Below are 22,954 nucleotides of genomic sequence, written 5' to 3' on the forward strand. Positions count from 1 at the left end.
ACGCACAGCAAGGAGCACCACGCCATGGCAGTAGAAACCACGCCCAACGCCGACATTGAGGGACTGAGTTACGAGGAGGCCCGCGAGCAGCTCATCGGAGTTGTCAGCAGGCTCGAAGCCGGCGGGGCGAGCCTGGAGGAGTCGCTGGCGCTCTGGGAACGCGGCGAGGCGCTGGCCAAACGCTGCGAACAGTGGCTCGAAGGCGCCCGCAAGCGGCTCGCCGCGGCGCGGGACCAGCCCGCGCAGGACGGCTAGCCGCACCCAGCCGCCCCGCAGGCTGCCAGGTTAGCCAGTCAGGACCGCTCCACCAGTTCCCGTTCCATCGCAACGTCGAGATCCGGGACCGGCCACTTCAGCTTGAAGCCTTCCAGCGCGTCCAGCAGCAATTGCTGGACGGCGATCCGGGCATACCACTTCTTGTTCGCCGGGACGACATACCACGGGGCTGTCTCGGTGCCCGTCTTCTCGAAAGCCTTCTGGTAGGCGTCCATGTAGTCGCCCCAGAACGCGCGTTCCTTGAGATCATTGCTGCTGTACTTCCAGAGCTTGGACGGCTCGTCGAGGCGGGCCAGCAGCCGGTCCTTCTGCTCGTCCCGGCTGATGTTCAACATGACCTTGACGATCTTCGTTCCGGCGGCCGCCTGCCGGGCCTCGAACTCGTTGATGGCGATGTACCGGCGTTCGAGTTCCTCGGGGCTCGCCCAGCGGTGGACCCGGTGGATCAGCACGTCCTCGTAGTGGGACCGGTCAAAAACACCCACCATTCCGGCCGAAGGCACTTCCTTCTCGATCCGCCAGAGGAAATCGTAGGATTTCTCCTCCGGAGTCGGCGCTTTGAAGGACTTCATCTGGACCCCCTGCGGGTTCATGGCCCCCATGACGTGGGTCACGATCCCGCCTTTGCCGGCAGTGTCCATTGCCTGGAGGATGAGCAGCACGCGCTTGGTGCCCCCGAAACGGGACTCTGCGAACAGCTGCTCCTGGAGCTGCGCGAGGTTGTCATCCAGATCGGCGAGCAGCGCCTCGCCGTCTGATTTGTCCCCCGGGTAGCCCGGCGTGGCGTCCGGATCCGCATCCTTCAGTTTGAAGCCTTTGCCCACCATCAGGGTGTCGGCGGGGTGCTCCTTGAATCCCACGATGTCTGCCATGACAAGCCTCTTTCCGGTTCGGGCAGCCGCCGTTCGACCCCGGACGACTGCCCGTGCCGCGCTGCTGACCCCTAGGCTAGTTCCCCTTGTACCGGCTCAGGAAGTCCGCCATGCGGTTGATTGCCTCTTCGAGGTCCTTGACCAGTGGCAGGGTGACCATCCGGAAGTGGTCCGGGCGGACCCAGTTGAAGGCGCGGCCGTGCGAGACGAGGATCTTCTGTTCCCGCAGCAGGTCCAGGACGAATTTCTCGTCGTCGCGGATGTGGTAGACCTCGGGATCGAGCTTCGGGAAGAGGTACATGGCGCCCCGGGCCTGCTGGGTACTGACCCCGGGAATGGCGTTGAGCATGTCATAGGCCTTGTTGCGCTGCTCGAGCAGGCGCCCGCCGGGCAGGATCAGGTCGTTGATGCTCTGGTACCCGCCGAGAGCCGTCTGGATCGCGTGCTGGGCCGGGACGTTGGCGCAAAGGCGCATGTTCGCGAGCAGGCTGATGCCCTCGAGGTAGTCCGCGGCGTCCTTTTTCGGCCCCGAAATGGCCATCCACCCGGCCCGGTAGCCGCACACCCGGTAAGCCTTGGACAAGCCGCTGAACGTGAGGCACAGAACGTCGTCGCCGGTCAGGGCGGCCATGTTCACATGGACGGCGTCCTCGTAGAGGATCTTCTCGTAGATCTCGTCGGCGAAGAGGACCAGCCCGTGTTTCTCGGCCAGGGCGACGATCTTCTTGAGCGTTCCCTCCGGGTACACCGCACCGGTGGGGTTGTTCGGGTTGATCACCACGATGCCCTTGGTGCGCGGAGTGATCTTGGCTTCGAGGTCCTCGAGGTCCGGCTGCCAGCCCGAGTCCTCATCGCAGAGGTAGTGCACGGGACGGCCACCGGCGAGGGCCACGGAGGCGGTCCACAGCGGATAGTCGGGGGTGGGGATCAGGACCTCGTCGCCGTCGTCGAGCAGCGCCATGAGGGACATCGTGATGAGCTCGCTGACGCCGTTGCCCAGGTAGATGTCATCGACGTGGATGTTCTGAATGCCGCGGGTCTGGTAGTACTGCGAGACGGCCGTCCGGGCGGAGAAAATGCCGCGGGAATCGCTGTAGCCCTGGGCATGGGGCAGGTGGCGGATCATGTCCACCAGAATCGCGTCTGGCGCTTCAAACCCGAAGGGGGCGGGGTTGCCGATGTTCAGTTTGAGGATGCGGTGACCCTCTGCCTCCATCTGCTGGGCGGCCTGAAGGATCGGTCCACGGATGTCGTAAAGGACATTATGAAGCTTGGTGGACTGCTTGAATTCTGCCATCCATCAAATATGCCATATGGCGGATGTACTTCCGTTGAGATGTGTCTCACAGCGGGGTTCCGCCGTCACAGGCGGGAAACGCACGACGGCGGCTGCCGGGGCTCCCCCGGTAACCCGAGGAATCCGGCAGCCGCCGTCGAACGTCAGAAGGTCCGTTGAGGAACTGCTACTGGACCAGTCCCTTTTCCTTGAGCCAGGCGGCCGCAGCATCCTTGGGATTCTGCTTCTGGCTGCCGCTCACAGCGCGGTTGAGGTTAATGAGGTCCTCTGTGGTCAGCACCTTGGACACGGCGTTCAGGGTTTCCTTCGCCTTGTCGGTCATCTTGGCCGAGTTGTACAGCGGCAGGACCTGCTGGGCGATGAAGTTGTTCTTCGGGTCCTCCAACACCACCAGGTCGTTGTCCGCGATGGACGGGGTGGTGGTGTAGATGTCGGCCACCTGGACCTGGTCGGAGAGCAGGGCCTTGAGCGTGACGGCCCCGCCGCCGTCGCTGAACGGCTCCAGCTTCTTGGGCACGCAGTTGTAGTTCTTCTTCAGGCCCGGCAGGCCGTAGGCGCGCTCGGCGAAGGTCGCCGGTGCGCCCACCACGAATTCGCTGCAGACCTTCGCCATGTCTTCGATCGACTTCAGCTGGTGCTTCTCTGCCGTGGCCTTGGTGACCACCATGGCGTCCTTGTCTTCGGCCTTGGAGGCCTCCAGCACGGCCAGTCCCTCGGGCAGCTTGCCCGGAAGGGCCTTGTAGATGTCCTCCGCCGAGACCTCGGTGGCGTCTGGGCTGACGTGCAGCAGGAGGTTTCCGCTGTAGTCCGGGATGATGTCCACCGACCCGTCCTGGACGGCCTTGAAGTAGACCTCGCGGGAACCGATGTTCGGCTTGGTGCTCGCGGTGACACCGGCACCGTTGAGCGCCCCGGCATAGACCTCAGCGATGATCTGGCTCTCCGGGAAATCGGCGGAACCGATCACCAGGGCCGAACCCGAACCGGAGGTGGCCCCGCCCGTCGCCGGTGCGGTTGAGAGCGGATCGGATGATCCTGCGCAGGCGGACAGTGCCATGGCCAGGCCGACGCCGGCGGCCAGGCCGCCGAATGCGCGCCTGCCGAGTGCTCGTTGGCGGGTTTCCTTCATGACGTACCTCCTTGGACAACAGTCCCCGCGGGTACGGGGTCTGTGAGATCAACCGCAGCCTGCTGGCTCCGGTCTGGCTGTGACGAGGCGCCCTGGGACAGGAACAGCCTCTGAATGAGGGCGAGGACAAGGTCGACGGCGATGGCCAGGGCGGCGATGAGCAGCGACCCTCCCAGCATCTGGGGGAAATCGGACAGCACCAACCCGTCGAAGAGATATCGGCCGAGGCCGCCGAGGTTGATGTAGGCCACGACGGAGACGGTGGCGATGGCCTGCAGCACGCCGGTCCGGAACCCGCCGTACATCACGGGCAGTGCGTTGGGGAACTCTGCGCGGAACAGCACCTGGAGTTCCGTCATACCCATAGCCCGGGCGGCGTCGACGACATTCCGGTCCACGCTGGCGATGCCGGCGTAGGTGCCGGCCAGCAGGGGCGGGACGGTCAGGATGACGAGGGCCCAGATAGGGGGCATCAGCCCGATCCCGGCCAGCAGGACAAAGAGCGTGAGCAGGCCGAGGGTTGGCAGGGCCCGGAGGGCACCGGCGACGGCCACTGCGGCCACCCGCCCGCGGCCGGTGTGCCCCACGTACAGTCCGATCGGGACGGCGATGGCCGTGGCGATCGCCATCACCAGACCCGTGTAGAGCAGGTGCTCGGCCAGCCGGGTCGGGATTCCAGCGCTGCCGGACCAGTTCGCGGGATCGGTGAGCCAGGCAATGGTGTCCGTGACGACGTTGCTCATGCGGCACCTCCCGCGGTCTGTGAGTCGGAAAGCCGTAACGCCGCGGCAGCTGTGCCGGTCTTATCCTGGCCGGTCTTGCCCTGGCTGGTCTTGTCCTGGCCCGCACCTGGATCGGCGCTGCCGCCGGTGGACGCCGCGGCGCGGGTCCACGGGGTCAGCAGCCGCTCGAGCAGGACCAGGACGGCGTCCATCAGCAGCGCGAGGATAAGGATGGCGATGATGCCCACCACCACCTCGGTGACGAAATCACGCTGCAGACCCGAAGTGAAGAGCATGCCAAGGTTGCCGATGCCGAGCAGCGCCGCGACGCTGACCAGCGAGATGTTGCTGACCGACACCACCCGCAACCCGGCGAAAAGCACCGGCAGGGACAGCGGCAGGTCGATCTGCAGGAAGCGGGCGAACGGCTTGAACCCCATGGCCACGGCAGCCTGCCGGAGATCCTCGTCCACCGAGTCAAAAGCGTCCAGGGTGGCCCGCACCAACAGGGCAACGGCGTAGATGGTCAGGGCCACCACAACGTTGACCGGGTCCAGGATCCGGGTTCCAAGGACGGTCGGCAGGATGATGAACAGCGCCAGGGACGGGATGGTGTAGAGCAGCGAGGAAGCCGTCAGGACCACAGACCGGAGTCCCCGGTTCTGCCGGGCGACCTGGGCCAGAGGGACCGCAATGAGCACCCCGAAAACCATCGGCAAGATGGCCAGGACCAGGTGCTGGCCCGCGAGGCTGAAGACCTGCGCGCTGTTGGCCAGGAACCATTCCATCAGAGCGCACCTTGGCGGAAGTGGCGGTCCGACTCGATCACGGCGAGGACTTCTTCGGCGATGATGACGCCGGCCACCCGGCCGTCCGCGTCCACTGCGACGCCGAGGCCCGAGGGTGAAGAGAGTGCCGCGTCGAGGGCGCGGCGGAGAGTGTCACCCTTCCGGAAGAGTGATCCGCCGGGAACCGTTGCGGTCCCCTTGCCCGGGCCAGACCAGCCCAGGGGCCGCAGGGCCTCGTCGACCACCAGTTGCCATTCGCCGGAAGCATTGCCTGCACGCTCAAGTTCTTCCGGGGTGATCGTCTGGACCGGGTGCACGGTGACGCCGTCGGACGTGCTGAAGGCGAGGTGCCGGAAACCGCGGTCCCGGCCCACGAAGGACGCCACAAAGTCGTTGGCCGGGGCGCGCAGGATTTCCTCCGGCGTCGCGTACTGGGCGAGTTTGCCGCCGAGGCCGAAGACTGCCACCTTGTCGCCGAGGACGGTGGCCTCGTCAATGTCGTGGGTGACGAAGACGATGGTCTTGGCCAGGTCCCGCTGGAGCCGGAGGAGTTCCTGCTGCAGTTCATCGCGGACCACAGGATCCACGGCGCTGAAGGGTTCATCCATGAGCAGCACGGGCGGGTCCGCGGCCAGCGCCCGGGCCACCCCCACGCGCTGTTGCTGGCCGCCGGACAGTTGTGAGGGGTACCGCTTGCCAAGGACGGAGGCCAGCCCGACGACGTCGAGCAGTTCCTGCGCGCGCTTCCGCGCCTCGGCCTTGCCCACGCCGTTGAGCCGGGGGACGGTGGCGATGTTGTCCAGCACGGAACGGTGCGGCATCAGCCCCGAGGACTGCATGACGTAGCCCATGGACCGGCGCAGCTTCGCCGCGGGCACCGAGGTGACGTCCTCGCCGCCCACGGTGATGGTTCCCGACGTCGGCTCCACCATGCGGTTGATCATTCGCAGCGAGGTGGTCTTGCCGCAGCCCGAAGGCCCGACAAAGACGGTGATGGCGCCTTTGTCTATGGACATGGTCAGCTCATCCACGGCAGGCTGCCCGCTCTGGTACTGCTTGGTGACGCTCTGGAACTCGATCATGGCTTCAGCCATTCCGGGCATACCTAACTGTTGGAGCCAACATCGGACCAGCCAACTGATCATAGACTCGCCGATTTTTTGCTGTAAAGCACGTAGAACTCAGCCTAGCCAGCCCAGCCGACAAAGTCAGGGACCTTATCAACAGCGCGGTGGCTGACACTGCAATTCGGTGCCACTCCGCAGGTGGATGGGTGCCGCGGCAACGCGGGGTCACTTCGCGCCCATTCCAGCGTTCGGGATGGACCATAGGTGACCCCGCGTTGCCTTTGCCACCGAGCCGGGTCAGCGGCTCTGCCGGCCGCCTCCGGTTGCCCGGCCCCGGCCTTTGCCGCTCCGCTTGGCGCGCTGCCTTTCGGCCTCCTCGTGGCTGTCCCGTTCGGCCGATCGCTGGCTCTTGCCCCCCGCCACTATTTTCTGGTGCCACTCCCGTGCGTAGGCGCGGCGGGCGGCCGAGTCGTGCCGCCGGGCCAAGGCCGCTAGTTCGCGCTGGAGCTTCAAGTAGCTCGCCCAGCGGCGGTCATCCAGCGTTCCTTCTGCGATCGCGGCCTGCACGGCGCAGCCGGGCTCGCTGCCGTGCGCGCAGTCGGCGAACCGGCACTGCCCGAAGAGTTCCTCCAGATCGCCGAACATCTCCTCCATCCCGCCGTCGGCGTCGAACAACCCGAAGCCGCGCACCCCCGGGGTGTCCATCAGCACGGCGCCGCCCGGCAGGGGCACGAGTTCCCGGGACGTGGTGGTGTGTTTACCTTTTCCGTCGCCGGCCCGGACCGCTCCGGTTTCCTGGACATCGCCGCCGACGAGGGCGTTGATGAGGGTGGATTTTCCGGCCCCTGAGGGACCCAGCAAGACAAGGGTGCCGCCGGGCGGGAGATGCCCCAGCAGTTCATCGAGGCCGTCGCCTTGCTCGGCGGAGGTGGTCACCACCGCGACGCCGGCGGCCTGGAGGATCACCTTGCCGACGACGTCATCCGCGACGTCCGCGAGGTCCGCCTTGGTGATGATGACGAGCGGGGTGGCTCCGGAGTCCCAGGCCGCGACGAGGGTGCGCTCGAGCCGGTTGTGGGTGAGTGGACGGTCCACGGGCACCACGACGCCGACGATGTCCATGTTCGCGCCGAGGACCTGCGCCTCCGACGAGGCTTCGAAGGCACGCTTGCGGCTCAGTTCCGAATGGCGCGGCAGGATCCCCGTAATGGCAGGCTCCCCCGCGGTGTTGGATCCCAGCCAGACCCAGTCCCCTGTGGCGGGGAGCTCCCCGGCGCTGGGGTAGGGCAGGTGGAGTGTCGCATCGCGCGTGGCGACGAGGACCAGGTTGCGGTCCACGCGGATGACCCGTCCCGCGCCGGTGCCGCCCGGAATTGGATGGGCGGTGAAGCGTTCGGCGACGGCGGTGGTGAAACCGTAGCCGGCCGGACCTTCGGGAAAGTTGTTGGTGGTGTTGGTGGCGCCGTGAGCGCCCGGACGTGCAAGAGAAGTAGTCAACGAAAACCCTTTGATGGGCCCCGGTGCACGTGCCGCGCTGCGGGTGGGATCTGGCAGCGGTTGTGCGGCTAGTAGGTGCTGATGGCCGGGGCAGGAATAATGACGTGGCTGATATTGGTGCGCGTTGCGCCCAGGACTATTGCAGTCATCGTCTCCACCTCCCCGTTCCGCCGTCGTTCGCTGTGCCGTCTGCTGCCGGTTCCGCAGGGGCCTCCCCGCGGCTTTTTTAGAATAGCCGCGCCCGCCCGGCCTGGCTAGGGGATCCGTCAGGAAAGTTTGCCGTCCAACGGCCGCTCCCGGTGGAGCCGGAGTGCGACGTCGACGAGCGAGACCTTGTTGAGCCCCTCGACGTCCTCCAGCGGGATCCAGGCCGCGTGCGTTGTGCTGCCGTCCACCTCGTGCCGCAGTTCCCCGCCGGTGATCCTTGCCTCGTAGATCAGCCGGAGGGACTGGAAATCGCGTTCTCCGCCGTCGATCCGGATTTCCGCGGGCCAGTGCCCGACGTCGATCCCCAGCATGGCGCCCACCTCGGCGTGGTATCCGGTTTCCTCATGGATTTCGCGGCGGCAGCCGTCGACCGGGTGCTCGCCCAGGTCCAGCCCGCCGCCCGGCAGGGTCCAGCCTTCCTTGCCGCCCTGCTTCCAGTACGCCAGCAGGATGGCGTAGTCGCGGATGATGACCGCGTAGGCAGCGGGACGGGTATCGAAGTTCAGGCTCATCCCTCCAGCGTAGTGGCCGGACAGTGTCGTAGCCCGAAGGCCGCGTCAGCCCTGCTCGGCTACCAGCTGGAGCACACCAAAGACGGGATCCTGCGTCAGGATGCGTACGTCGGTGATTCCTGCGGCGGCCAGGGCTGCGCGGAAGGATTCCTGCAGGCGCGGGACGTTCATGCCCAGTCCGCTGCCGAGGATTACCGGGCCGTCGATGCGCAGTTGCCGGACCGTCTGCTCCGCGAGCCCGGCGAGGTCGCGGCCGGCCTGGTCCACGAGTTCCCGGCTGGCGGCGTGGCCGGCGTCGGCGGCATCAACCACGAGCCTGGCCCGCTCGGCCCAGTACCGGCGTCCGGTGTCCGGTGAATGGAAGAGTGCGATCAGCTTGTTGGGATCATCCACGCCGCAGGAGGCCAGCAGGGCAGCGGTCAATTCGTCCGGTTCCAGCCCCTGGTTCATCCGGCGCAGGCTGTGCCGGACGGCCTCGCGGCCCAGCCAGTACCCGCTGCCTTCGTCCCCCAGCAGATAGCCCCAGCCGCCGGCGCGGGCCTCCTCGCCGAGACTGTTCCGGCCCCAGGCGGCCGAGCCGGTGCCGCCAATGACTGCCACGCCGGTACTTGCTCCCCCGGCGGCCAGCAGGAGCCGCGAATCGTGGACCACTGTGATCCGGGCGCCCGGCACATGCGGCGCGATCAGGGCGGTGAGGGCCTCGGCGTCAGCGTCGGTATCGATGCCGCCGGCTCCCGCATACACCCGGGAGACGGTCCCGCCGCCGATCCGGGCGAAGAGCTCGGCAAGATTGAGCGCCGCCACTTCGCGGCTGACGTTCTGGACGTTGGAGCTGCCCACCGATTCGTCGGCCACAACGGCGCCGCCCTCGAACCGGACGCCGCGGGTCTTGGTTCCGCCGATGTCGAGGCCGATCACGGCGCCGGCGGCAGGAACGGAGGGAACGGTGTCCGCCGCGGGCGGGATGTCAGAATGGGTCACCGGAACAGCCTACTGAATCACGCACAGGAGTGAGCAATGTCGCACGACATCTTTGGTACCCGGGTCATTGCTGCTCCGATGGCTGGCGGGACCTCTACTCCGGACTTCGTCACAGCCGTGCATGAGGCCGGCGGACTGGGTTTTTTGGCCGCGGGCTACAAGACTGTGGAAGCCATGCAGGCGGACATCAGCAGCGCCCGTGCCGCGGGGGCACGTTTCGGCATGAACGTCTTCGTTCCCGATCCCGCCCAGCAGGTTCCTTCCGGCGCCGTGCTGGCGCAGCTAGAGGAATACCGCGCCCGGCTGCGGCCGGACGCACGTCGCTACGGCGTGGAGGTCCCGCCGTTGCGGCTCGACGACGACGACCACTGGCACGGCAAGATCGACGCCCTGCGGGAGAACCCGGTGGAACTGGTCAGTTTCGCGTTCGGGCTGCCCGGGACCGACGTCGTGCGTGCCCTGCAGCGGGCAGGTTCCACCGTGCTCGCCACAGTGACCACTGTTGCCGAGGCGCTCGAGGCCGCCGGGCAGGGCGTCGATGCACTGGTGGTGCAGCATGCGAGCGCCGGGGGTCACAGCGCGGCCTTCCAGCGGGACGCCGGCGGCCGCGATGCAATCCGGCCAGGCACGACGGCGGAGCTGGTCGCCCGGGTGCGGTCCGCCGTCGGACTCCCGCTGGTCGCTGCCGGCGGCGTGATGGACCGGGCCGGGCTGAAAGCAGTCCTCGCGGCAGGGGCCGAGGCGGCACAACTGGGCACCGCATTCCTCCGCACCGACGAGAGCGGCGCGCGCCAGCTGCACAAAGACGCCCTCGCCAGCCCGCGTTTCACGGAAACCCGGCTGACGAGGGCCTTCACGGGGCGGGGGGCCCGGGCACTCGTCAATGAGTTTGTCTTGGATCACCCCGACGCGCCAGAGGCCTATCCCGCCGTGCACCACCTCACCGCTCCCCTGCGCGCGGCTGCCGCGGCCGCAGGGGATGCGGAGCGGCTGAACCTCTGGGCAGGAACGGGCTGGCGGCAGGCACGGGCCGGCTCCGTGGCGGAGGTCATGGCTGATTTGCTGGGCTGACGCATCGCCGCACCGCGCCCCGGCCGCCGTGCACCGTCGAGGTCGCCGAATTCGCTGAGGTCGCCGGAGCCGTGCCGTTTCGCTGGGTCGTTCCGGCGATCTGGCGCCACTGGCCAGCTCCGGCACCCCGACGCCACGGCGCGACTCAGGCGCCCGCGCGTCCCCGGACGAAGCCGGCGAGCAATGCGGGGCCCTCGCTGAGCACCAGCTCCCGGAAGAGCCGCACCGGGTCCGGCTCTGCGTCGGCTCCCCCGCGGCGTTCCCGCCAGGCCAAGCCGATCTCCCGGAAGGCCAGGCCTGAATCCAGGGCGAGCTCCACCCAGCCGAGATCCCCGGACTGGGCCGGAGTGTGGCGCCCGGGGGCCACCTCCCCGGGCGGGAGGATGCTCACGCCGAGGCCTGCCGAGACGAGTCCGCGGGCCGTGTGGGAGTCCTGGCTCTCGAAGGCGATCCGGGGCCGGAATCCCGCCTCCCGGAACAGGGCGTCGGTCAGTGAGCGCATGCCGTAGCCCGGGCCCATGGCCACGAACGGGTCCTGCCGGATCTCCTCGAGGCGGGCGCGGCGGCGCTTGGCGAGGGGATGCCGGTGGTGGACGACGAGCCGCAGCGGTTCCCGGTACAGCGCTGCCGAGGAGATCAGCCGGCTCGGCGCCGCGACCGGGGCGGTCAGGGCAAGGTCCGCGTCGCCGGCGGCGAGTTCGGCCAGGCAACCGTCCCGGGCGCCTTGGCTAAGCGCGAAGGCCGGCTGTGGATGCCTGCTGCGGAAGGCACTGATCAGCAGCGGCAGCATCGCCTCGCCGAAGGTGTGCTGGAAGGACACTGCGATCCGTCCGCGCACCACTTCCGATTCGTGCCGGACAAGGTCCAGTCCGGCCTGGAACTCGTCCAGCGCGGCCTCGATGTGCGGCAGGAGCGCCTTGGCGGCAGGGGTCAGCCGCACGCCGCGGCCGTCACGGATCAGCAGTTCCGTCCCGATGATGCTGCTGGCCCGGGCGATACCCCGGCTCACCGTCGACTGAGGCACTCCCAGCACTTCGGCGGCAGCGGTGACGTGCTGAGTGCGCCCGAGCTCGGCCAGCAGGGGCAACAGCGGCAGCAGCTGCACCAGGTGTTTGTGCTCGACGTCCATTGCCTGCCCTCCAAATCATTGCGCATTCGCTATGAATTCTATGAGAATCATGCATTGGAAGCATGTTCAGCTGAAGCCTATTCTGGGGACATGCCACGACTTCCACTCCTCCGCCACCCCGCTGGCCCCGCACGCGCCCCGACGGACGCCGCCGGGACCGGGACCGGCCCGGCGCCCACCGGCTCGGATGTCGTCGGGATTCCCGCCTGGCCGGGACACCCCAAGGGATCCGCCGCCTACAGGAAAATTCTCGCGGGGCTGGCGTTCGCCGGTGTGGCCACCTTTGCCCAGCTGTATTCCACCCAGGCGGTGCTGCCTATGATGGCGGCCGACCTGCAGGTCACGGCGGCTGAAGCGGCACTCACGATTTCGCTGGCCACCGTAGGGCTGGCCTTAACGGTTCTTCCGTGGTCCTTCCTGGCCGACCGGATCGGGCGCGTCCGGGCCATGATGTGGGGCATCTCCGCCGCCACCGCCCTGGGCCTGCTGGTCCCGCTCGCCACCAGCTTCCCGATGCTGCTGGGCCTGCGGATGCTCGAAGGCATGGCACTGGGCGGCATCCCGGCCATCGCCATCGCTTACCTCAACGAGGAGGTCAACAAGGCCCACGCCGCGCTGGCGGCTGGAACGTACGTCGCCGGGACCACCTTGGGCGGACTCGCCGGCCGGCTGCTGGCCGGTGTGGTCGGTGAACTGTGGGGATGGCGGGCTGCGGCCCTGGCCGTCTCCATCCTGGCCGGCGCCGCGGCGGCCCTGTTCCTGCTTCTGGTCCCGCAGGCGCGGGGCTTCACGGCCGCGGCGGCCAGCGGCTTCCGCGGGGCACTTCGGACGCTGACGGGCCACGGCCGGAACCCCCGCCTGCTCGCCCTCTACGTCCAGGCGTTCCTGCTGATGGGCGGCTTTGTGGCCGTCTACAACTACCTTGGCTTCCGGCTCTCCGGCGAACCTTTCGGACTGCCTGCCACCATCATCAGCCTGATTTTCCTGGCCTACCTCTCCGGAACAGTCTCCTCCCGCTGGGCCGGGGGCTTGGCGGCGCGGTTCGGGCGGCGCACGGTGCTGATCGCGGGAACGGTCCTGATGGTGGCGGGCCTGGCGCTAACGCTGACCCAGCTGCTGGCGCTCATCATGGCAGGCCTGCTGCTGTTCACCGGAGGCTTCTTCGCGGCGCACAGCATCGGCGCCGGCTGGACCGGCGTGATCGCCACGACCGGCCGGGCCCAGGCGGCGTCCCTCTACAACCTCGCCTACTACCTTGGATCCAGCGTCATCGGCTGGGCCGGCGGGCTGGTGTTCCAGTCGCTCGGTTGGACGGCTCTGGCCTTGACCGTCATCGGATTGGCCTGCACGACGGCGGTGATCATCGCCGTCGTGCATCCCGCCCGCCCGGCGCCCGTGGCTGAGACGCCCGCGGCTAAAGCGAGCGGCGTTAGCGCGTAGCTTCGATGGCCTGCACGAGGTCGGCCACGACGTCGGCCGGGTCCTCCAGTCCGACCGACACACGCAGCAGGCTGGCGTGCGGTTTGGCCTCGGCGGCGACCGGGCGGTGGGTCAGTCCGGCCGGGTGCTGGATCAGAGTGTCGATGCCGCCGAGCGAGACCGCGTGCGTGATCATGCTCACCGCACCGGGAATCCGCTCCGCGTGCCCGGCAGTGCCCACGTCAAAGGCGATCAGCGAGCCGGGACCGGACATCTGCGTCCCGATCAGACCCTGCGGGTCGCACTCGGGCAGCCCCGGGTAGAAGACCCGCCGGACCAGCCCGTGTTCGGCCAGGGCCGCCGCGACTTTCTGCGCGCCGGCCTGCTGGGCGCGCACCCGGACAGGGAGCGTGGCCAGTCCGCGGTGGAGCAGGTAGGCCGGCCAGGGCGTGAGGATGCCGCCCGTGACGGCCCGGATCTGGCGCAGCCTCGTGGTCCACTCGGGCGCCGCGGCCACCACGCCGCCCATGGCATCTCCGTGGCCGCCGAGGAACTTGGTGGCGCTGTGCAGGACCATGGCCGCGCCGTGGCGGAAGGGCCGCTGGAGGATCGGACTGGCGAAGGTGTTGTCGACCAGGAGCGGGACGCCGTCGGCCGCCGCGGCCACGCGGGCAATGTCGACGAGTTCCAGGCTCGGGTTGGCCGGCGTCTCGAGGATCACCAGGCCGGTGTCGGGCCGGAGCGCGGCATGGACACCCTCCGGGGCAGTGAACGTCACTTCATTGCCGAGCACCCCCGAGGCCAGCAGGTAATCGCTCCCCCCGTACAGCGGCCGCACCGCGACCACGTGCTTCTTTCCGGTGGCGACGACGGCAAGCAGCACCGCGCTGAGCGCCGCCATGCCGGTGGCGAACGCCACCGCCTCCGCGGTCTCTTCGAGGACCGCCACGCCCTCCTCGAACCGTGCCACGGTGGGATTCCAGAGCCGCTGGTAGACGGTGCTCTGCCCCTCCATGTGGGTGCCGCCCGTGGCCATGTGCTCATAAGCGAGACCGCCGTCGTGCACGGAGGGTAGCGGCGCCGTGGTGGAAAGATCGATCGGCACTGCGTGCACGCCCAGTTCAGTGAGGCCGGTCCGGCCGGCGTGGACGGCCAGCGAGTCTTGAGAAAGCACGTTGCTCCTTATGAATATTCACCATTGAATGCCGCAAGTATCTGGCAATAATTCGGAGATTTGTAGGGGGCATGAATGGAAGTGTTGGAATGTGCCGTTTATGATGAACTGACAACACTTCAAGGAGGATCCGTGAGTAGCAGTGCGAAGAATCTTCGGCCGGGAGCGGGTGCCGGCGAGCCGCTGGACGCTATCGACGAGCGCCTGCTAGCGGCACTCGTCGCCGACGCCCGCATCTCCAACAAGCAGCTGGCTGAACTCGTGGGGATTGCCCCGTCCACGGCCCTGATGCGCACCCGCGCCCTGTCCGACCGCGGGATCATCCAGGGCTTCGAGGCGAAGCTGAGCCTGTCCGCGATCGGCCGCTCCGTGCAGGCCCTCATCGCCGTCAGGCTCCGCGCCCATGACCGCGAACAGATCGACCGCTTTACGTCCCGGGTGCCCAAACTCCCGGCCGTGCTGTCGACCTTCCACACCTCGGGTTCGGTGGACTACCTGCTGCACATCGCGGTGGCCACCACCGAGGACCTCCGCGACTGGGTGCTGGACAACCTGGCCACCGATCCCGTGGTGGGCCATACCGAAACCACGCTCGTGTTCGACCACATCCAGGGCAACCAGGGCCCGCTGCCCGACTAAACGGGCCGCGGGCCCGAGCTCAACGCTCCGGCGCCCCGGGTTGGCGCGGGAGGGGTGTGACGCCCTTCCCGGGGCCGTCAGCCGCGGCGCAGCGCCGCCCGCAGCGTCATGCCGGCGAGGACCGCCGCCGCGATGGCACAGACCACGACGAAGCCGGCAACCGCCGTCTGCAGGCCGACGACGCCGGCCGCGAGCCCCAGCCCGATGACGGGAATGGCGCTGCCCAGGTACGTAATGACATAGACGGTGCTGATGATCTGGGCGTGACGTGAGGCCTCGACCTTCCCGGCCACGTCGTTGAAGACGGTCCGGAAGGACACACCCTGGCCGATGCCGGCGGTGATGCTCGCGACAATCAGCAGCCAGGGACTGTTCCAGGCGGCAGCCGCCGCGATGAGCAGCACCGACGCGGCCAGAACGGCAAGTCCCATCGGCACCACGAACCGTCCCCGCACGGCGAGCAGCTGGCTGAGCGCGGAGGACCCGAGGGTCAACCCTGCCAGCAGGCCAATCAGCGGGCGCGAATCCGCGTGGACGATCTGGGCGAAATAGCCCGGCGCAAGGGAGAGGCAGAAGCCGAAGACGGTGAAGCTGAGGAACCCCACCGAGGCAGCCAGCCAGAACGCGCCCCGTGCTTCGCTGGACACCGACGGCCGGCGGGGCGCCAGCACGCGCAGCGGCTGCGGACCCGCAATCGAGGTGATCGCCGGCCGGGCCTTGAGAAGGTACAGCGGAACCAGCAGCGCAGTGAGAACCACAGAATGCAGGAAGTACGGCGTGGAGGTGGGACCGGGCAGCAGCGAGAGCACTCCCCCGATGGCAGGGCCGGCCGCCACACCGCCGGCGGACGCCAGCAGGGTAAACCTCGAAGCCCATTCGGGGCGGCTGGGCAGCAGCTCCCGCAGGGCCGCCGAACTGGCGCCGGTGGCGAGGGCCACCGCAATGCCCTGCAGGGCCCTGCCGGTGCACAGCGCGAACAGGCTGTCCGCAGTGGCAAAGACGGAACCGCCCGCGAGGCCAACAAGCACGGCGAGCACCAGGGCGGCGCGGCGGCCGATGTGGTCAGACCAGTGGCCGGCCAGGATCAGGGTGGCCACCAGCGCCAGGACGTACGCGGAGAAGGCTACGGTGACGTCCAGCGCCGTAATCCCGAGCTTGGCCTGCAGCAGCGGGTACAGCGGGGTGGCGAGATTCGCGCCGACCAGGAGTGTGAAAATCACGACGCCGGCCATCACCAGCCGTGCGGTGGTGGAAGCGTCCCAGCCCCAGCGGTCTGCCGTGGCCGGGCGCATGCGGAGTTCACTGAAGACCGTCATGTCCGTGCCCTTACGTGGAAGCGGGCCGCGTGTTCCCTGTGGTGGGGGAACGCCAGCCCGTGAAAATTCGATACGTCCAGAATGACGGACGGCTGATCTCCACAGCTGAAATGCATGGCAAAATTGATCAAAACAGTCAATCGAGTGCTGCCAGAGTGAACCGGAGTGATGATTTGAACAGTCTGGACCCCACGGACCTGAAGATCCTGCTGGAGTTGATCCGGGATCCGCGGATCCAGATCGGTGAACTCAGCGACACCCTGGGCATTGCCCGCAACACCGCGCAGTCCCGCGTGCGGCGGATGCAGCGCTCCGGTTTGCTGCACGACGGCGGCCGCGAGATCGATCTTGAAGCGGTGGGGTACGATGTCGTCGCCTTCGTCACGATCGAGGTCAACCACCGGGAACTCGACGGCGTGGTGGGCGCCTTGCGCCTGATCGCACAGGTTCTGGAAGTCCATGAGATCTCCGGACGCGGGGATGTGTGGTGCCGCGTGGTGGCCACCGACACACACAACCTGCAGGCCGCCTTGCGCTCCATCCTCCGGATCAGGGGCGTCATCCGGACCGAGACGGTCCTTGCCCTCCACACGCACATCCAGTACCGCACCGAACCGCTGATCAGCCGGCTGGCCCAGGGCAGCTCCCTGGCCCCCGCCCGGCCAAAGTGATCTCCCCGGCCCGCCGCCCGCCGTGGCCAACGGTGCCCGCGCGGCCGCGACCGCGGAAGACGGGATAATGGGCCCGTGACTATCATCGATAACGCCGTCTATGTGGACGGCGTCCGCACCGCCGAGCCGCAGAGCCTCGAGCAGACCTTCGAAACCCTGAGCCGGCACGGCGGAATGGCGTGGGTCGGCCTCTACCGGCCGACGGAGGACGAAATGGCCGCCGTCGCAGAAGAGTTCGGTCTGCACCGGCTCGCCGTGGAAGACGCTATTTCGGCCCACCAGCGCCCCAAGCTCGAACGCTACGACGACAATCTCTTCACCGTGCTGCGCCCGGCGCGGTACCTGGATGAGACGGAAACCGTGGAATTCGGCGAACTCCACGTGTTTACCGGCAAGAACTTCGTCGTCACCGTCCGGCACGCCGAGACCGGCGGGGTGGCCCAGGTGCGGCGAAAGCTGGAGCGGCGCCCCGACCTCCTGTGCCACGGCCCGGAGGCTGTGCTTTATGCGCTGATGGACCAGGTGGTGGACGACTATGTGCCCGTGGTGGCGGGGCTGGAGAATGACATCGACGAGATCGAGGACCAGCTCTTCAGCGGCGACCCCAAGGTGTCCCGGCGGATCTACGAACTGGCGCGTGAAGTCATCCAGTTCCAGCGCGCCATCCATCCGCTCCCGGCCATGATGCAGCTGCTCCGGCGCGGCTTCGAAAAGTACCAGATCAATTCCGAGCTCCAGCACAACCTCCGCGACGTCGAGGACCACGTGGAGCGGCTGATTTCCCGGGCGGATTCCTTCCGGGACCTCCTGCAGAACGCCCTCACGCTCGACGGCACGCTGACCGCCAACCGCCAGAACGAGGCCAGTGCCGAGCAGAACGAGCAGGTCAAGAAGATCTCGTCGTGGGCCGCCATCCTATTTGCACCGTCATTTGTCGCCGGTATCTACGGCATGAACTTTGACGCGATGCCCGAACTGCAGTGGAGTTTCGGCTACCCAATGGCGATCGGGCTGATGGCCGGCACGGCCGCCCTGATGTACGGCATCTTCAAGAACAAGGGCTGGCTCTAGCCCAAAGGCCCCGGCGCCCGGGCCCACCGGCAGGGCGGGGGCGGAATCCTGGCGTCGTGAGCGCGCGGTCAGCGGCGCTGCCGGGCCTGCGCGACCAGGCGGCTGAAGGCCAGGACAAAGACCGCCTCGACCAGGACCATAAGCCCCAGCAGCAGCCACTGGCCTGCGCCGATAAAGACGACGGCTCCGATCACCACCAGGGTGGTTCCCAAGGCCAGCGCGTAGACGGCGAAGCCGATGGCCACCTTCGCGCTGCGGACTCCCGTGCGGAAGCCAAAGCCCAGGGGCTCGCCCCCGGGGTAGCCCTCCACGCGGTCCGGTCCCGCGGGCTTGAGGCTGTCGAACTCATCCCACGGGTCGCGGTCCTGGTCCTGTTCGGTCATGTTTCCATTATCCCGCGGGTACGGCGCTCTGAGGGGCTGCGGTCACATTCTCCGGACGACGCCGTCGGCGACTTGAGTTCACCGGCGGTCTGGGACCGACCGCCCCTAGGCGGCCCGCACGTCGATTTCCCCGGGGGCCGCGCCGTCAGCGCCGAACACGAGGTGGCGGTTGGCTATCTTCTCGCTGAAGAACCGGTCGTGGCTGACCACCACGACGGCCCCCGGGAAGTGCACCAGCGCGCGTTCCATGACCTGCGTGCTGGACATGTCCAGGTGGTTGGTGGGCTCATCGAGCAACAGGACCGAGGCGCCGGACAGGAGGCACTGCGCCATGGCGACACGTGCCTTCTGCCCGCCGGAGAGGTTTCCAATTTTCTGCTTGAGGTCCGCCTCGGAGAACTGGAACATCGCGAGGAACCGGTTAACGGACTTCCTGGTGGCGCTGAACGCCAGGCTGTCAGGCAGCGCGTTGACCGCGTGGGACACGGTGTCGGCGTCGTCGAGGTCCGCCAGCATCTGGTTGTAGGACACGAACCCGGGTCCCTTGGCCCAGGCCACGTCGCCGGTGTCGGCTTGCTCTTCTCCCGTCAGCACCTTCAGGAGAGTGGACTTGCCGCTGCCGTTGGAGCCGAGGACCACGATCCGGTTGCCGCGGCGGATCTCGAAGCTCAGATCGTCGAACAGCAGCTTCTCGCCGTAGGACTTGCCCAGTCCCTCCACACGGCAGAGGACGTCCTTGACGTGCAGGCCGCCGTAGATCTCGGTGACGATCTGGTCAACGGGGCGGGGCGTGCGGGACTTCTTGATCTTGGCCAGCTGGTTGCCCAGACCGCGGCTGGCCGCCTTGGCAGCTTCGCGGCGATCCGCGATCCCTTCGGCTTCGAAGGCCAAGAGCTCGGACTCGTGCACGAACTGCTGCTCCAGGGTTTTGAGACGGAACTGCTTCTGGACGACGTATTCGCCGAAATTGCCCGGGTATTCATGCAAGTGGAAGTTCTCCACCTCGATGATCCGGGTGACGACGGCGTCGAGGAACTTTCGGTCGTGCGAGACGATGATCGCGGCGCCCTTGAAGTCCCGGAACCAGCTTTCGAGCCATTCCACGCCGGCCACGTCCAGGAAGTTGGTGGGCTCGTCCAGCAGCAGCACGTCAGGGACCTCGAGGAGGATCTTGGCGAGGGCTGCACGGTTGCGCCAGCCGCCCGACAGTTCGTCGATCGCGCAGGTGCGGTGGGCCTCATCGAAGCCCAGGGTCGTGAGGACCGTGTCGATGCGCCGCGGGTAGTCCCAGCCGTCGAGCCGTTCCATCTCCGCGAACAGCTCAGCCTGCCGGCCGATGAGCCGGTGGAGTTCGGTTTCCGCGGGATCGGCTGCGATGGCCGCGTCGATGGCGGCCAGTTCGGCTTCGACGGCCTTGATCTCCGAAAACAGCGCGTCGAGGACTTCAAGAATCGTGGCGTCCCCGTCGAGTTCGGAGAACTGCGAGAAGTAGCCCACCTTGGTCCCCGGTTCCAGGGTGACGGTGCCCGTGTCCGGTGCCACCTGGTCGAGGACCAGCTTGAGGATGGTGGTCTTGCCGGAACCGTTTTTGCCGATCAGGCCCACCCGGTCCCCCGCTTCGAGGCGGAAGAACGATTCCCGGAGGATCTGGGTGTTGTCGAAGCGCACGCTGACGTCTTGCAGTCGGATCAGGCTCATGAGTTTGAATCTCTCAAGTTAGGTGGGGAAGGGTATTGATGCGTGCGGCGGAGCGGGACGCTAGCGGACGGCGAGCCGCCACAGTGAGGTGACCTCGGCCGCCCGGGCCGCGAACAAGGGATCGTTGCGGTCGGATGCCTTGGGGTGGGTTGGCCGGGTGTCGAGCCGTTCCAGCACGCTCAGCCCGGCCGCGTCGATGGCGCCCAGCAGTTGCTCACGGGTCCGCAGGCCCAGGTGCTCGGCCAGGTCCGAGAGGACGAGCCAGCCCTCCCCGCCCGGCTCCAGGTGGCCGGAGAGCTCGTTCAGGAACCGGAACAACATCCGGCTGCCGGGGTCGTACACGGCGTTATCCAGCGAGGAGTGCGGGGTGGCCGGAATCCACGGTGGGTTGCACACGATGAGCGGCGCGCGGCCGGCCGGGAACATGTCGGCCAGGACAGCCTCCGCCCGGTCCTGGACGCCCAGATGCCGGAAGTTCTCCGTGGCGCAGGCAATCGCGCGGGGTTCATTGTCGGTGGCCACCACACGTTTGACGCCACGGCGGGCCAGAACGGCGCCGAGCACGCCGGTGCCTGTCCCGACGTCGAACGCCAGCGTGTCAGAAGGCAGCGGAGCGGCGGCCACCAGGTCGACATACTCGCTGCGGGTGGGGAAGAACGTGCCGTAGTGCGGATGGATGCGGCCCTGCAGGGCCTCGACGTAGACGCCGTTCTTTCGCCATTGGTGGGCGCCGATGGCCCCGACAAGCTCGTGGAGGGAGACAACCGATGGTCCGCCGATGTCCCCATAGGCTTCCTCGGCGGCCTGCCGGACATCCGGGGAACGCCGCAGGGGCACCACCGGGCCCGGATCGAGCGGGATCAGCAGCAGGCCGAGCATGCGCGCACGGTGCGAGCGGGCCTGGCGGTGCCGGTAGAACTCATCGGCCGGGGTGTCCGCGACCTTCTTCTTCCCGGTGCCCAGCCGCCGGTCCATGGCGTTGAGGATCTGCCGGGCATTGTGGAAGTCACCCTGCCAGAGCATTGCGATGCCCTGGGACGCCATCCGGTGTGCCTCGTCGGCCGTCAGGGAGTCGGTGACCACTTCGATCCGTACGGGCGCGGGCCGTCCGTTCGCCGACCGCCAGCGAGCCGTCCTGCTGTGGCCTGCCTCGGCCCACGTCACGACGGCGGGCTCACCCGCTGCGGCGGTCTGCGGGGGCGTGGAGGCGGGCGCAGGGACGTCCACGGGGCCCGGCACGGCGGTAGCGATAAGAGAGTTCCAATCCCAGAGTCCGAGGGAGGCTGATCGGAGACTGACGGTTACAGCGGGAGTCCGCGACGCCGGATGCTGCCACTGGCGTACCTACTCAGGATACAGGCGGGTGCTGGTGCCCGCCCGCCACGCATCCGGCTCTGCCCTAGGACGCGATGCGGCTGCGGACGATCTCGCTGACGGCCTTGCCGTCGAAGCGGCCGGCGACCTTGGCGGTCACCGGCTTCATCACCGCGCCCAGCTGACGCATGGTGAGCTCGGTTCCGTCTGCCGTGAGGGACTTGATGACCTCGTCGACGATAGCTTCCACTTCGGCGGCTGTCAGTGCCTTGGGGAGGTAGGCTTCGATGATTTCAGCTTCGGCGATTTCGGCTGCGGCCCGCGCCGACTCCCCCGCCTCGGTGTAGATGCGGGCGGTGTCGCGGCGCTTGGCTGCTTCCTTCTGGAGCAGCGACGTCACCTGGGCGTCGTCCAGCACGATCGGAGTCTTGCCGGATTTCTCCCGCGTTTCTATTTCGCCCAGGACATTGCGCACCGTGGTGAGGGCGATCTTGTTGCGGTCCCTCATGTGGCTGACGACGTCGGCGTGCAGGCGTTCTTTCAGGGTGGTCATGATTCTCCTCGTGTCATAGGACAGGATATCCGCCGACTACTGCGCGGCCAGAGTCGTGACCCATTCCGGGGTTGGCTTGCCCAGGCGTTGGTCGGTGAGCAGCCGCAGCCGTGCGGCGGCGACTTCCATCGCGCGTTCGTCCTTGTCGACGGCCCCGGGGGCACGCGCCGTCCGGCCTTCGACGGCAAGCTGCCGTTCGGCGGCGTTGAGGGGCTCCTCCCAGGCGGCTTCAAGGACTGCAAGCTCTCCGCTGCCGGCGAGCTCACTTTCACCCAGCACGCGCAGGACCTTCAGCCCCACCGTGCCCCGCTTCGTGTCCCCCGAATAGACGGCATCGAGCGCCCACTGCGTGCGTTTCCACCACTCGGCACGGTTGTCCGCGACAGACTTCTGCTTCAGGGTGTTCCAGCCGATGAACCCGGCGATGCCGGCCCCGAACAGAACGGCGAGCGGACCCAGGGCGGCGAGGATCTGCCACCACTCGGCCGGGCCGGAGTGGATGAAGACCTCGACGGGGACGGGAGTCGGGGAGGGTGCCGGCGTCATGCGTTTAGCCTAAGCCTCACCCCGAACGCGGGCACCTGTTTTGTCGCTCAGGGCGCAGGTTCGTATCCGATGAGCCAGTGAAGTCCGTGCCGGTCCATGACTTGGCCGTCCGACGCGCCCCAGGGCTTCGGGGCCAGAGGGTCGATCACCCGGCCGCCATCGGCGAGTTTGTCGAACCACTCGTGGAGAACCGCCGGTTCGGCGGTGCCCAGCAACGAAAGCATGAGGCCTTCGAACCGGACAGTTGTCTGGCCGGCTGCCGCATCCGATCCCGCCAAAGCAACCACGCCGTCGAGTACTCCGTGCGCAATGGCGTCCGGCGGGCCGTCGCTGCGGCTGAACTCCTCGTACGTGAACAACGAGAGCTCTCCGCCGAACACGTCCGCGTAGAAGCCGAGTGCTTCACGCGCCGTGCCGGGAAAACTGACATAGATCTGCGGTGACGTCATGAGCACAGCATACAGATGCCGAAAGTCCTGCCCGCGGCGATTTACCGGCGGCATCTGGCGGCCCTAACTGCGTCCATTCCACGCGGCCGAGAGGGAGTGCCATTGTCCCAGCGGATGTCTACTCCGGCACGGAAAATCCCCGCAGATCCTGATGTCTGCGGGGATATCCGCGG

Annotated in this window: 24 protein-coding genes; 6 read left to right on the top strand and 18 right to left on the bottom strand. The window is 67.6% G+C overall.

Translation table 11 applies throughout. The features are described from left to right. The first annotated feature begins 24 nt into the window (after window positions 1-24). Complete coding sequence (locus tag AC6EUH_RS01005; protein ID WP_056425544.1) at window positions 25-255, top strand: exodeoxyribonuclease VII small subunit; 231 nt, start codon at window positions 25-27, stop codon at window positions 253-255. 38 nt (window positions 256-293) lie between these two features. Here the strand turns inward: AC6EUH_RS01005 and AC6EUH_RS01010 are convergent, their stop codons facing one another. The 9 genes from AC6EUH_RS01010 to AC6EUH_RS01050 form a co-directional block, all read right to left on the bottom strand. After that, window positions 294-1,148: a polyphosphate kinase 2 family protein gene (locus AC6EUH_RS01010; RefSeq protein ID WP_499737555.1), complete on the bottom strand. Its 855-nt coding sequence runs from the start codon at window positions 1,146-1,148 to the stop codon at window positions 294-296. A 76-nt stretch (window positions 1,149-1,224) separates the two neighbouring features. Next, window positions 1,225-2,445 carry a pyridoxal phosphate-dependent aminotransferase gene (locus AC6EUH_RS01015; protein ID WP_499737556.1) on the bottom strand — a complete coding sequence of 407 codons (1,221 nt, stop codon included), beginning with the start codon at window positions 2,443-2,445 and terminating at the stop codon, window positions 1,225-1,227. 166 nt (window positions 2,446-2,611) lie between these two features. Next, a complete protein-coding gene (locus AC6EUH_RS01020; RefSeq protein ID WP_499737557.1) occupies window positions 2,612-3,574 on the bottom strand; it encodes an ABC transporter substrate-binding protein in 963 nt (320 codons plus the stop codon). Beyond that, entirely contained in the window at window positions 3,571-4,317 is a 747-nt protein-coding gene (locus AC6EUH_RS01025) for an ABC transporter permease (RefSeq protein ID WP_499737558.1), read from the bottom strand. Before AC6EUH_RS01025 ends, AC6EUH_RS01020 begins: the two co-directional genes overlap by 4 nt. Further along, window positions 4,314-5,084 carry an ABC transporter permease gene (locus AC6EUH_RS01030; protein ID WP_499737559.1) on the bottom strand — a complete coding sequence of 257 codons (771 nt, stop codon included), beginning with the start codon at window positions 5,082-5,084 and terminating at the stop codon, window positions 4,314-4,316. The genes AC6EUH_RS01025 and AC6EUH_RS01030 overlap by 4 nt, the downstream gene beginning before the upstream one ends. Continuing rightward, entirely contained in the window at window positions 5,084-6,178 is a 1,095-nt protein-coding gene (locus AC6EUH_RS01035; protein WP_499737560.1) for an ABC transporter ATP-binding protein, read from the bottom strand. The genes AC6EUH_RS01030 and AC6EUH_RS01035 overlap by 1 nt, the downstream gene beginning before the upstream one ends. A gap of 270 nt (window positions 6,179-6,448) precedes the next feature. Beyond that, a complete protein-coding gene (rsgA, locus tag AC6EUH_RS01040) occupies window positions 6,449-7,648 on the bottom strand; it encodes a ribosome small subunit-dependent GTPase A (protein ID WP_499737561.1) in 1,200 nt (399 codons plus the stop codon). A 266-nt stretch (window positions 7,649-7,914) separates the two neighbouring features. Continuing rightward, window positions 7,915-8,367, bottom strand: a complete 453-nt coding sequence (locus tag AC6EUH_RS01045) for an NUDIX hydrolase (RefSeq protein ID WP_499737562.1) — start codon at window positions 8,365-8,367, stop codon at window positions 7,915-7,917. A 45-nt stretch (window positions 8,368-8,412) separates the two neighbouring features. Next, window positions 8,413-9,348 (bottom strand): N-acetylglucosamine kinase, encoded by a 936-nt coding sequence (locus tag AC6EUH_RS01050; protein ID WP_499737563.1) that lies wholly within the window; start codon window positions 9,346-9,348, stop codon window positions 8,413-8,415. 36 nt (window positions 9,349-9,384) lie between these two features. On the opposite strand from AC6EUH_RS01050, the gene AC6EUH_RS01055 reads away from it, so the two are divergent. Then, complete coding sequence (locus tag AC6EUH_RS01055) at window positions 9,385-10,419, top strand: nitronate monooxygenase (RefSeq protein ID WP_499737564.1); 1,035 nt, start codon at window positions 9,385-9,387, stop codon at window positions 10,417-10,419. A 145-nt stretch (window positions 10,420-10,564) separates the two neighbouring features. Here AC6EUH_RS01055 and AC6EUH_RS01060 read toward each other — a convergent pair whose 3' ends face one another. Continuing rightward, window positions 10,565-11,548, bottom strand: a complete 984-nt coding sequence (locus tag AC6EUH_RS01060) for a LysR family transcriptional regulator (RefSeq protein ID WP_056425519.1) — start codon at window positions 11,546-11,548, stop codon at window positions 10,565-10,567. A gap of 90 nt (window positions 11,549-11,638) precedes the next feature. Between AC6EUH_RS01060 and AC6EUH_RS01065 the strand changes: the two genes are divergently transcribed. Then, a complete protein-coding gene (locus AC6EUH_RS01065; protein ID WP_499737565.1) occupies window positions 11,639-12,988 on the top strand; it encodes an MFS transporter in 1,350 nt (449 codons plus the stop codon). On the opposite strand, the gene AC6EUH_RS01070 is transcribed toward AC6EUH_RS01065, so the two are convergent. Beyond that, window positions 12,978-14,141 carry a trans-sulfuration enzyme family protein gene (locus AC6EUH_RS01070; RefSeq protein WP_499737566.1) on the bottom strand — a complete coding sequence of 388 codons (1,164 nt, stop codon included), beginning with the start codon at window positions 14,139-14,141 and terminating at the stop codon, window positions 12,978-12,980. The genes AC6EUH_RS01065 and AC6EUH_RS01070 overlap by 11 nt on opposite strands. 132 nt (window positions 14,142-14,273) lie before the next feature. Here AC6EUH_RS01070 and AC6EUH_RS01075 point away from each other — a divergent pair, with 132 nt between their 5' ends. Beyond that, window positions 14,274-14,780, top strand: a complete 507-nt coding sequence (locus AC6EUH_RS01075) for an Lrp/AsnC family transcriptional regulator (RefSeq protein WP_056425512.1) — start codon at window positions 14,274-14,276, stop codon at window positions 14,778-14,780. 77 nt (window positions 14,781-14,857) lie between these two features. Here AC6EUH_RS01075 and AC6EUH_RS01080 read toward each other — a convergent pair whose 3' ends face one another. Further along, window positions 14,858-16,096, bottom strand: a complete 1,239-nt coding sequence (locus AC6EUH_RS01080) for an MFS transporter (protein ID WP_056425509.1) — start codon at window positions 16,094-16,096, stop codon at window positions 14,858-14,860. A gap of 173 nt (window positions 16,097-16,269) precedes the next feature. On the opposite strand from AC6EUH_RS01080, the gene AC6EUH_RS01085 reads away from it, so the two are divergent. Then, a complete protein-coding gene (locus AC6EUH_RS01085) occupies window positions 16,270-16,767 on the top strand; it encodes an Lrp/AsnC family transcriptional regulator (protein WP_056425505.1) in 498 nt (165 codons plus the stop codon). Window positions 16,768-16,842: 75 nt separating this feature from the next. After that, complete coding sequence (corA, locus tag AC6EUH_RS01090) at window positions 16,843-17,838, top strand: magnesium/cobalt transporter CorA (RefSeq protein WP_056425501.1); 996 nt, start codon at window positions 16,843-16,845, stop codon at window positions 17,836-17,838. 68 nt (window positions 17,839-17,906) lie between these two features. Here the strand turns inward: corA and AC6EUH_RS01095 are convergent, their stop codons facing one another. From AC6EUH_RS01095 to AC6EUH_RS01120, 6 genes are all read right to left on the bottom strand, one after another. Beyond that, window positions 17,907-18,221, bottom strand: a complete 315-nt coding sequence (locus AC6EUH_RS01095) for a hypothetical protein (protein WP_499737567.1) — start codon at window positions 18,219-18,221, stop codon at window positions 17,907-17,909. Between the two features lie 105 nt (window positions 18,222-18,326). Then, window positions 18,327-19,919 (bottom strand): ABC-F family ATP-binding cassette domain-containing protein, encoded by a 1,593-nt coding sequence (locus AC6EUH_RS01100; RefSeq protein WP_499737568.1) that lies wholly within the window; start codon window positions 19,917-19,919, stop codon window positions 18,327-18,329. Window positions 19,920-19,979: 60 nt separating this feature from the next. Continuing rightward, a complete protein-coding gene (locus tag AC6EUH_RS01105) occupies window positions 19,980-21,083 on the bottom strand; it encodes a methyltransferase (protein ID WP_056426602.1) in 1,104 nt (367 codons plus the stop codon). A 235-nt stretch (window positions 21,084-21,318) separates the two neighbouring features. Continuing rightward, window positions 21,319-21,786, bottom strand: a complete 468-nt coding sequence (locus tag AC6EUH_RS01110; RefSeq protein ID WP_499737569.1) for a GatB/YqeY domain-containing protein — start codon at window positions 21,784-21,786, stop codon at window positions 21,319-21,321. 36 nt (window positions 21,787-21,822) lie between these two features. Beyond that, window positions 21,823-22,332 carry a hypothetical protein gene (locus tag AC6EUH_RS01115; RefSeq protein ID WP_499737570.1) on the bottom strand — a complete coding sequence of 170 codons (510 nt, stop codon included), beginning with the start codon at window positions 22,330-22,332 and terminating at the stop codon, window positions 21,823-21,825. 47 nt (window positions 22,333-22,379) lie between these two features. Beyond that, window positions 22,380-22,781, bottom strand: coding sequence for a VOC family protein (locus tag AC6EUH_RS01120; RefSeq protein WP_056425488.1), 402 nt, complete (start codon window positions 22,779-22,781; stop codon window positions 22,380-22,382). Window positions 22,782-22,954: the final 173 nt, after the last annotated feature.

The sequence above is a fragment of the Arthrobacter sp. 001422645 genome (assembly GCF_059816125.1).

Coding starts and splice junctions, on each gene's coding strand:
- AC6EUH_RS01005 (WP_056425544.1), top strand. CDS start 25: ATGGCAGTAGAAACCACGCCCAACGCCGACATTGAGGGACTGAGTTAC.
- AC6EUH_RS01010 (WP_499737555.1), bottom strand. CDS start 1,148: ATGGCAGACATCGTGGGATTCAAGGAGCACCCCGCCGACACCCTGATG.
- AC6EUH_RS01015 (WP_499737556.1), bottom strand. CDS start 2,445: ATGGCAGAATTCAAGCAGTCCACCAAGCTTCATAATGTCCTTTACGAC.
- AC6EUH_RS01020 (WP_499737557.1), bottom strand. CDS start 3,574: ATGAAGGAAACCCGCCAACGAGCACTCGGCAGGCGCGCATTCGGCGGC.
- AC6EUH_RS01025 (WP_499737558.1), bottom strand. CDS start 4,317: ATGAGCAACGTCGTCACGGACACCATTGCCTGGCTCACCGATCCCGCG.
- AC6EUH_RS01030 (WP_499737559.1), bottom strand. CDS start 5,084: ATGGAATGGTTCCTGGCCAACAGCGCGCAGGTCTTCAGCCTCGCGGGC.
- AC6EUH_RS01035 (WP_499737560.1), bottom strand. CDS start 6,178: ATGGCTGAAGCCATGATCGAGTTCCAGAGCGTCACCAAGCAGTACCAG.
- AC6EUH_RS01045 (WP_499737562.1), bottom strand. CDS start 8,367: ATGAGCCTGAACTTCGATACCCGTCCCGCTGCCTACGCGGTCATCATC.
- AC6EUH_RS01055 (WP_499737564.1), top strand. CDS start 9,385: ATGTCGCACGACATCTTTGGTACCCGGGTCATTGCTGCTCCGATGGCT.
- AC6EUH_RS01060 (WP_056425519.1), bottom strand. CDS start 11,548: ATGGACGTCGAGCACAAACACCTGGTGCAGCTGCTGCCGCTGTTGCCC.
- AC6EUH_RS01065 (WP_499737565.1), top strand. CDS start 11,639: ATGCCACGACTTCCACTCCTCCGCCACCCCGCTGGCCCCGCACGCGCC.
- AC6EUH_RS01080 (WP_056425509.1), bottom strand. CDS start 16,096: ATGACGGTCTTCAGTGAACTCCGCATGCGCCCGGCCACGGCAGACCGC.
- AC6EUH_RS01095 (WP_499737567.1), bottom strand. CDS start 18,221: ATGACCGAACAGGACCAGGACCGCGACCCGTGGGATGAGTTCGACAGC.
- AC6EUH_RS01100 (WP_499737568.1), bottom strand. CDS start 19,919: ATGAGCCTGATCCGACTGCAAGACGTCAGCGTGCGCTTCGACAACACC.
- AC6EUH_RS01110 (WP_499737569.1), bottom strand. CDS start 21,786: ATGACCACCCTGAAAGAACGCCTGCACGCCGACGTCGTCAGCCACATG.
- AC6EUH_RS01115 (WP_499737570.1), bottom strand. CDS start 22,332: ATGACGCCGGCACCCTCCCCGACTCCCGTCCCCGTCGAGGTCTTCATC.
- AC6EUH_RS01120 (WP_056425488.1), bottom strand. CDS start 22,781: ATGACGTCACCGCAGATCTATGTCAGTTTTCCCGGCACGGCGCGTGAA.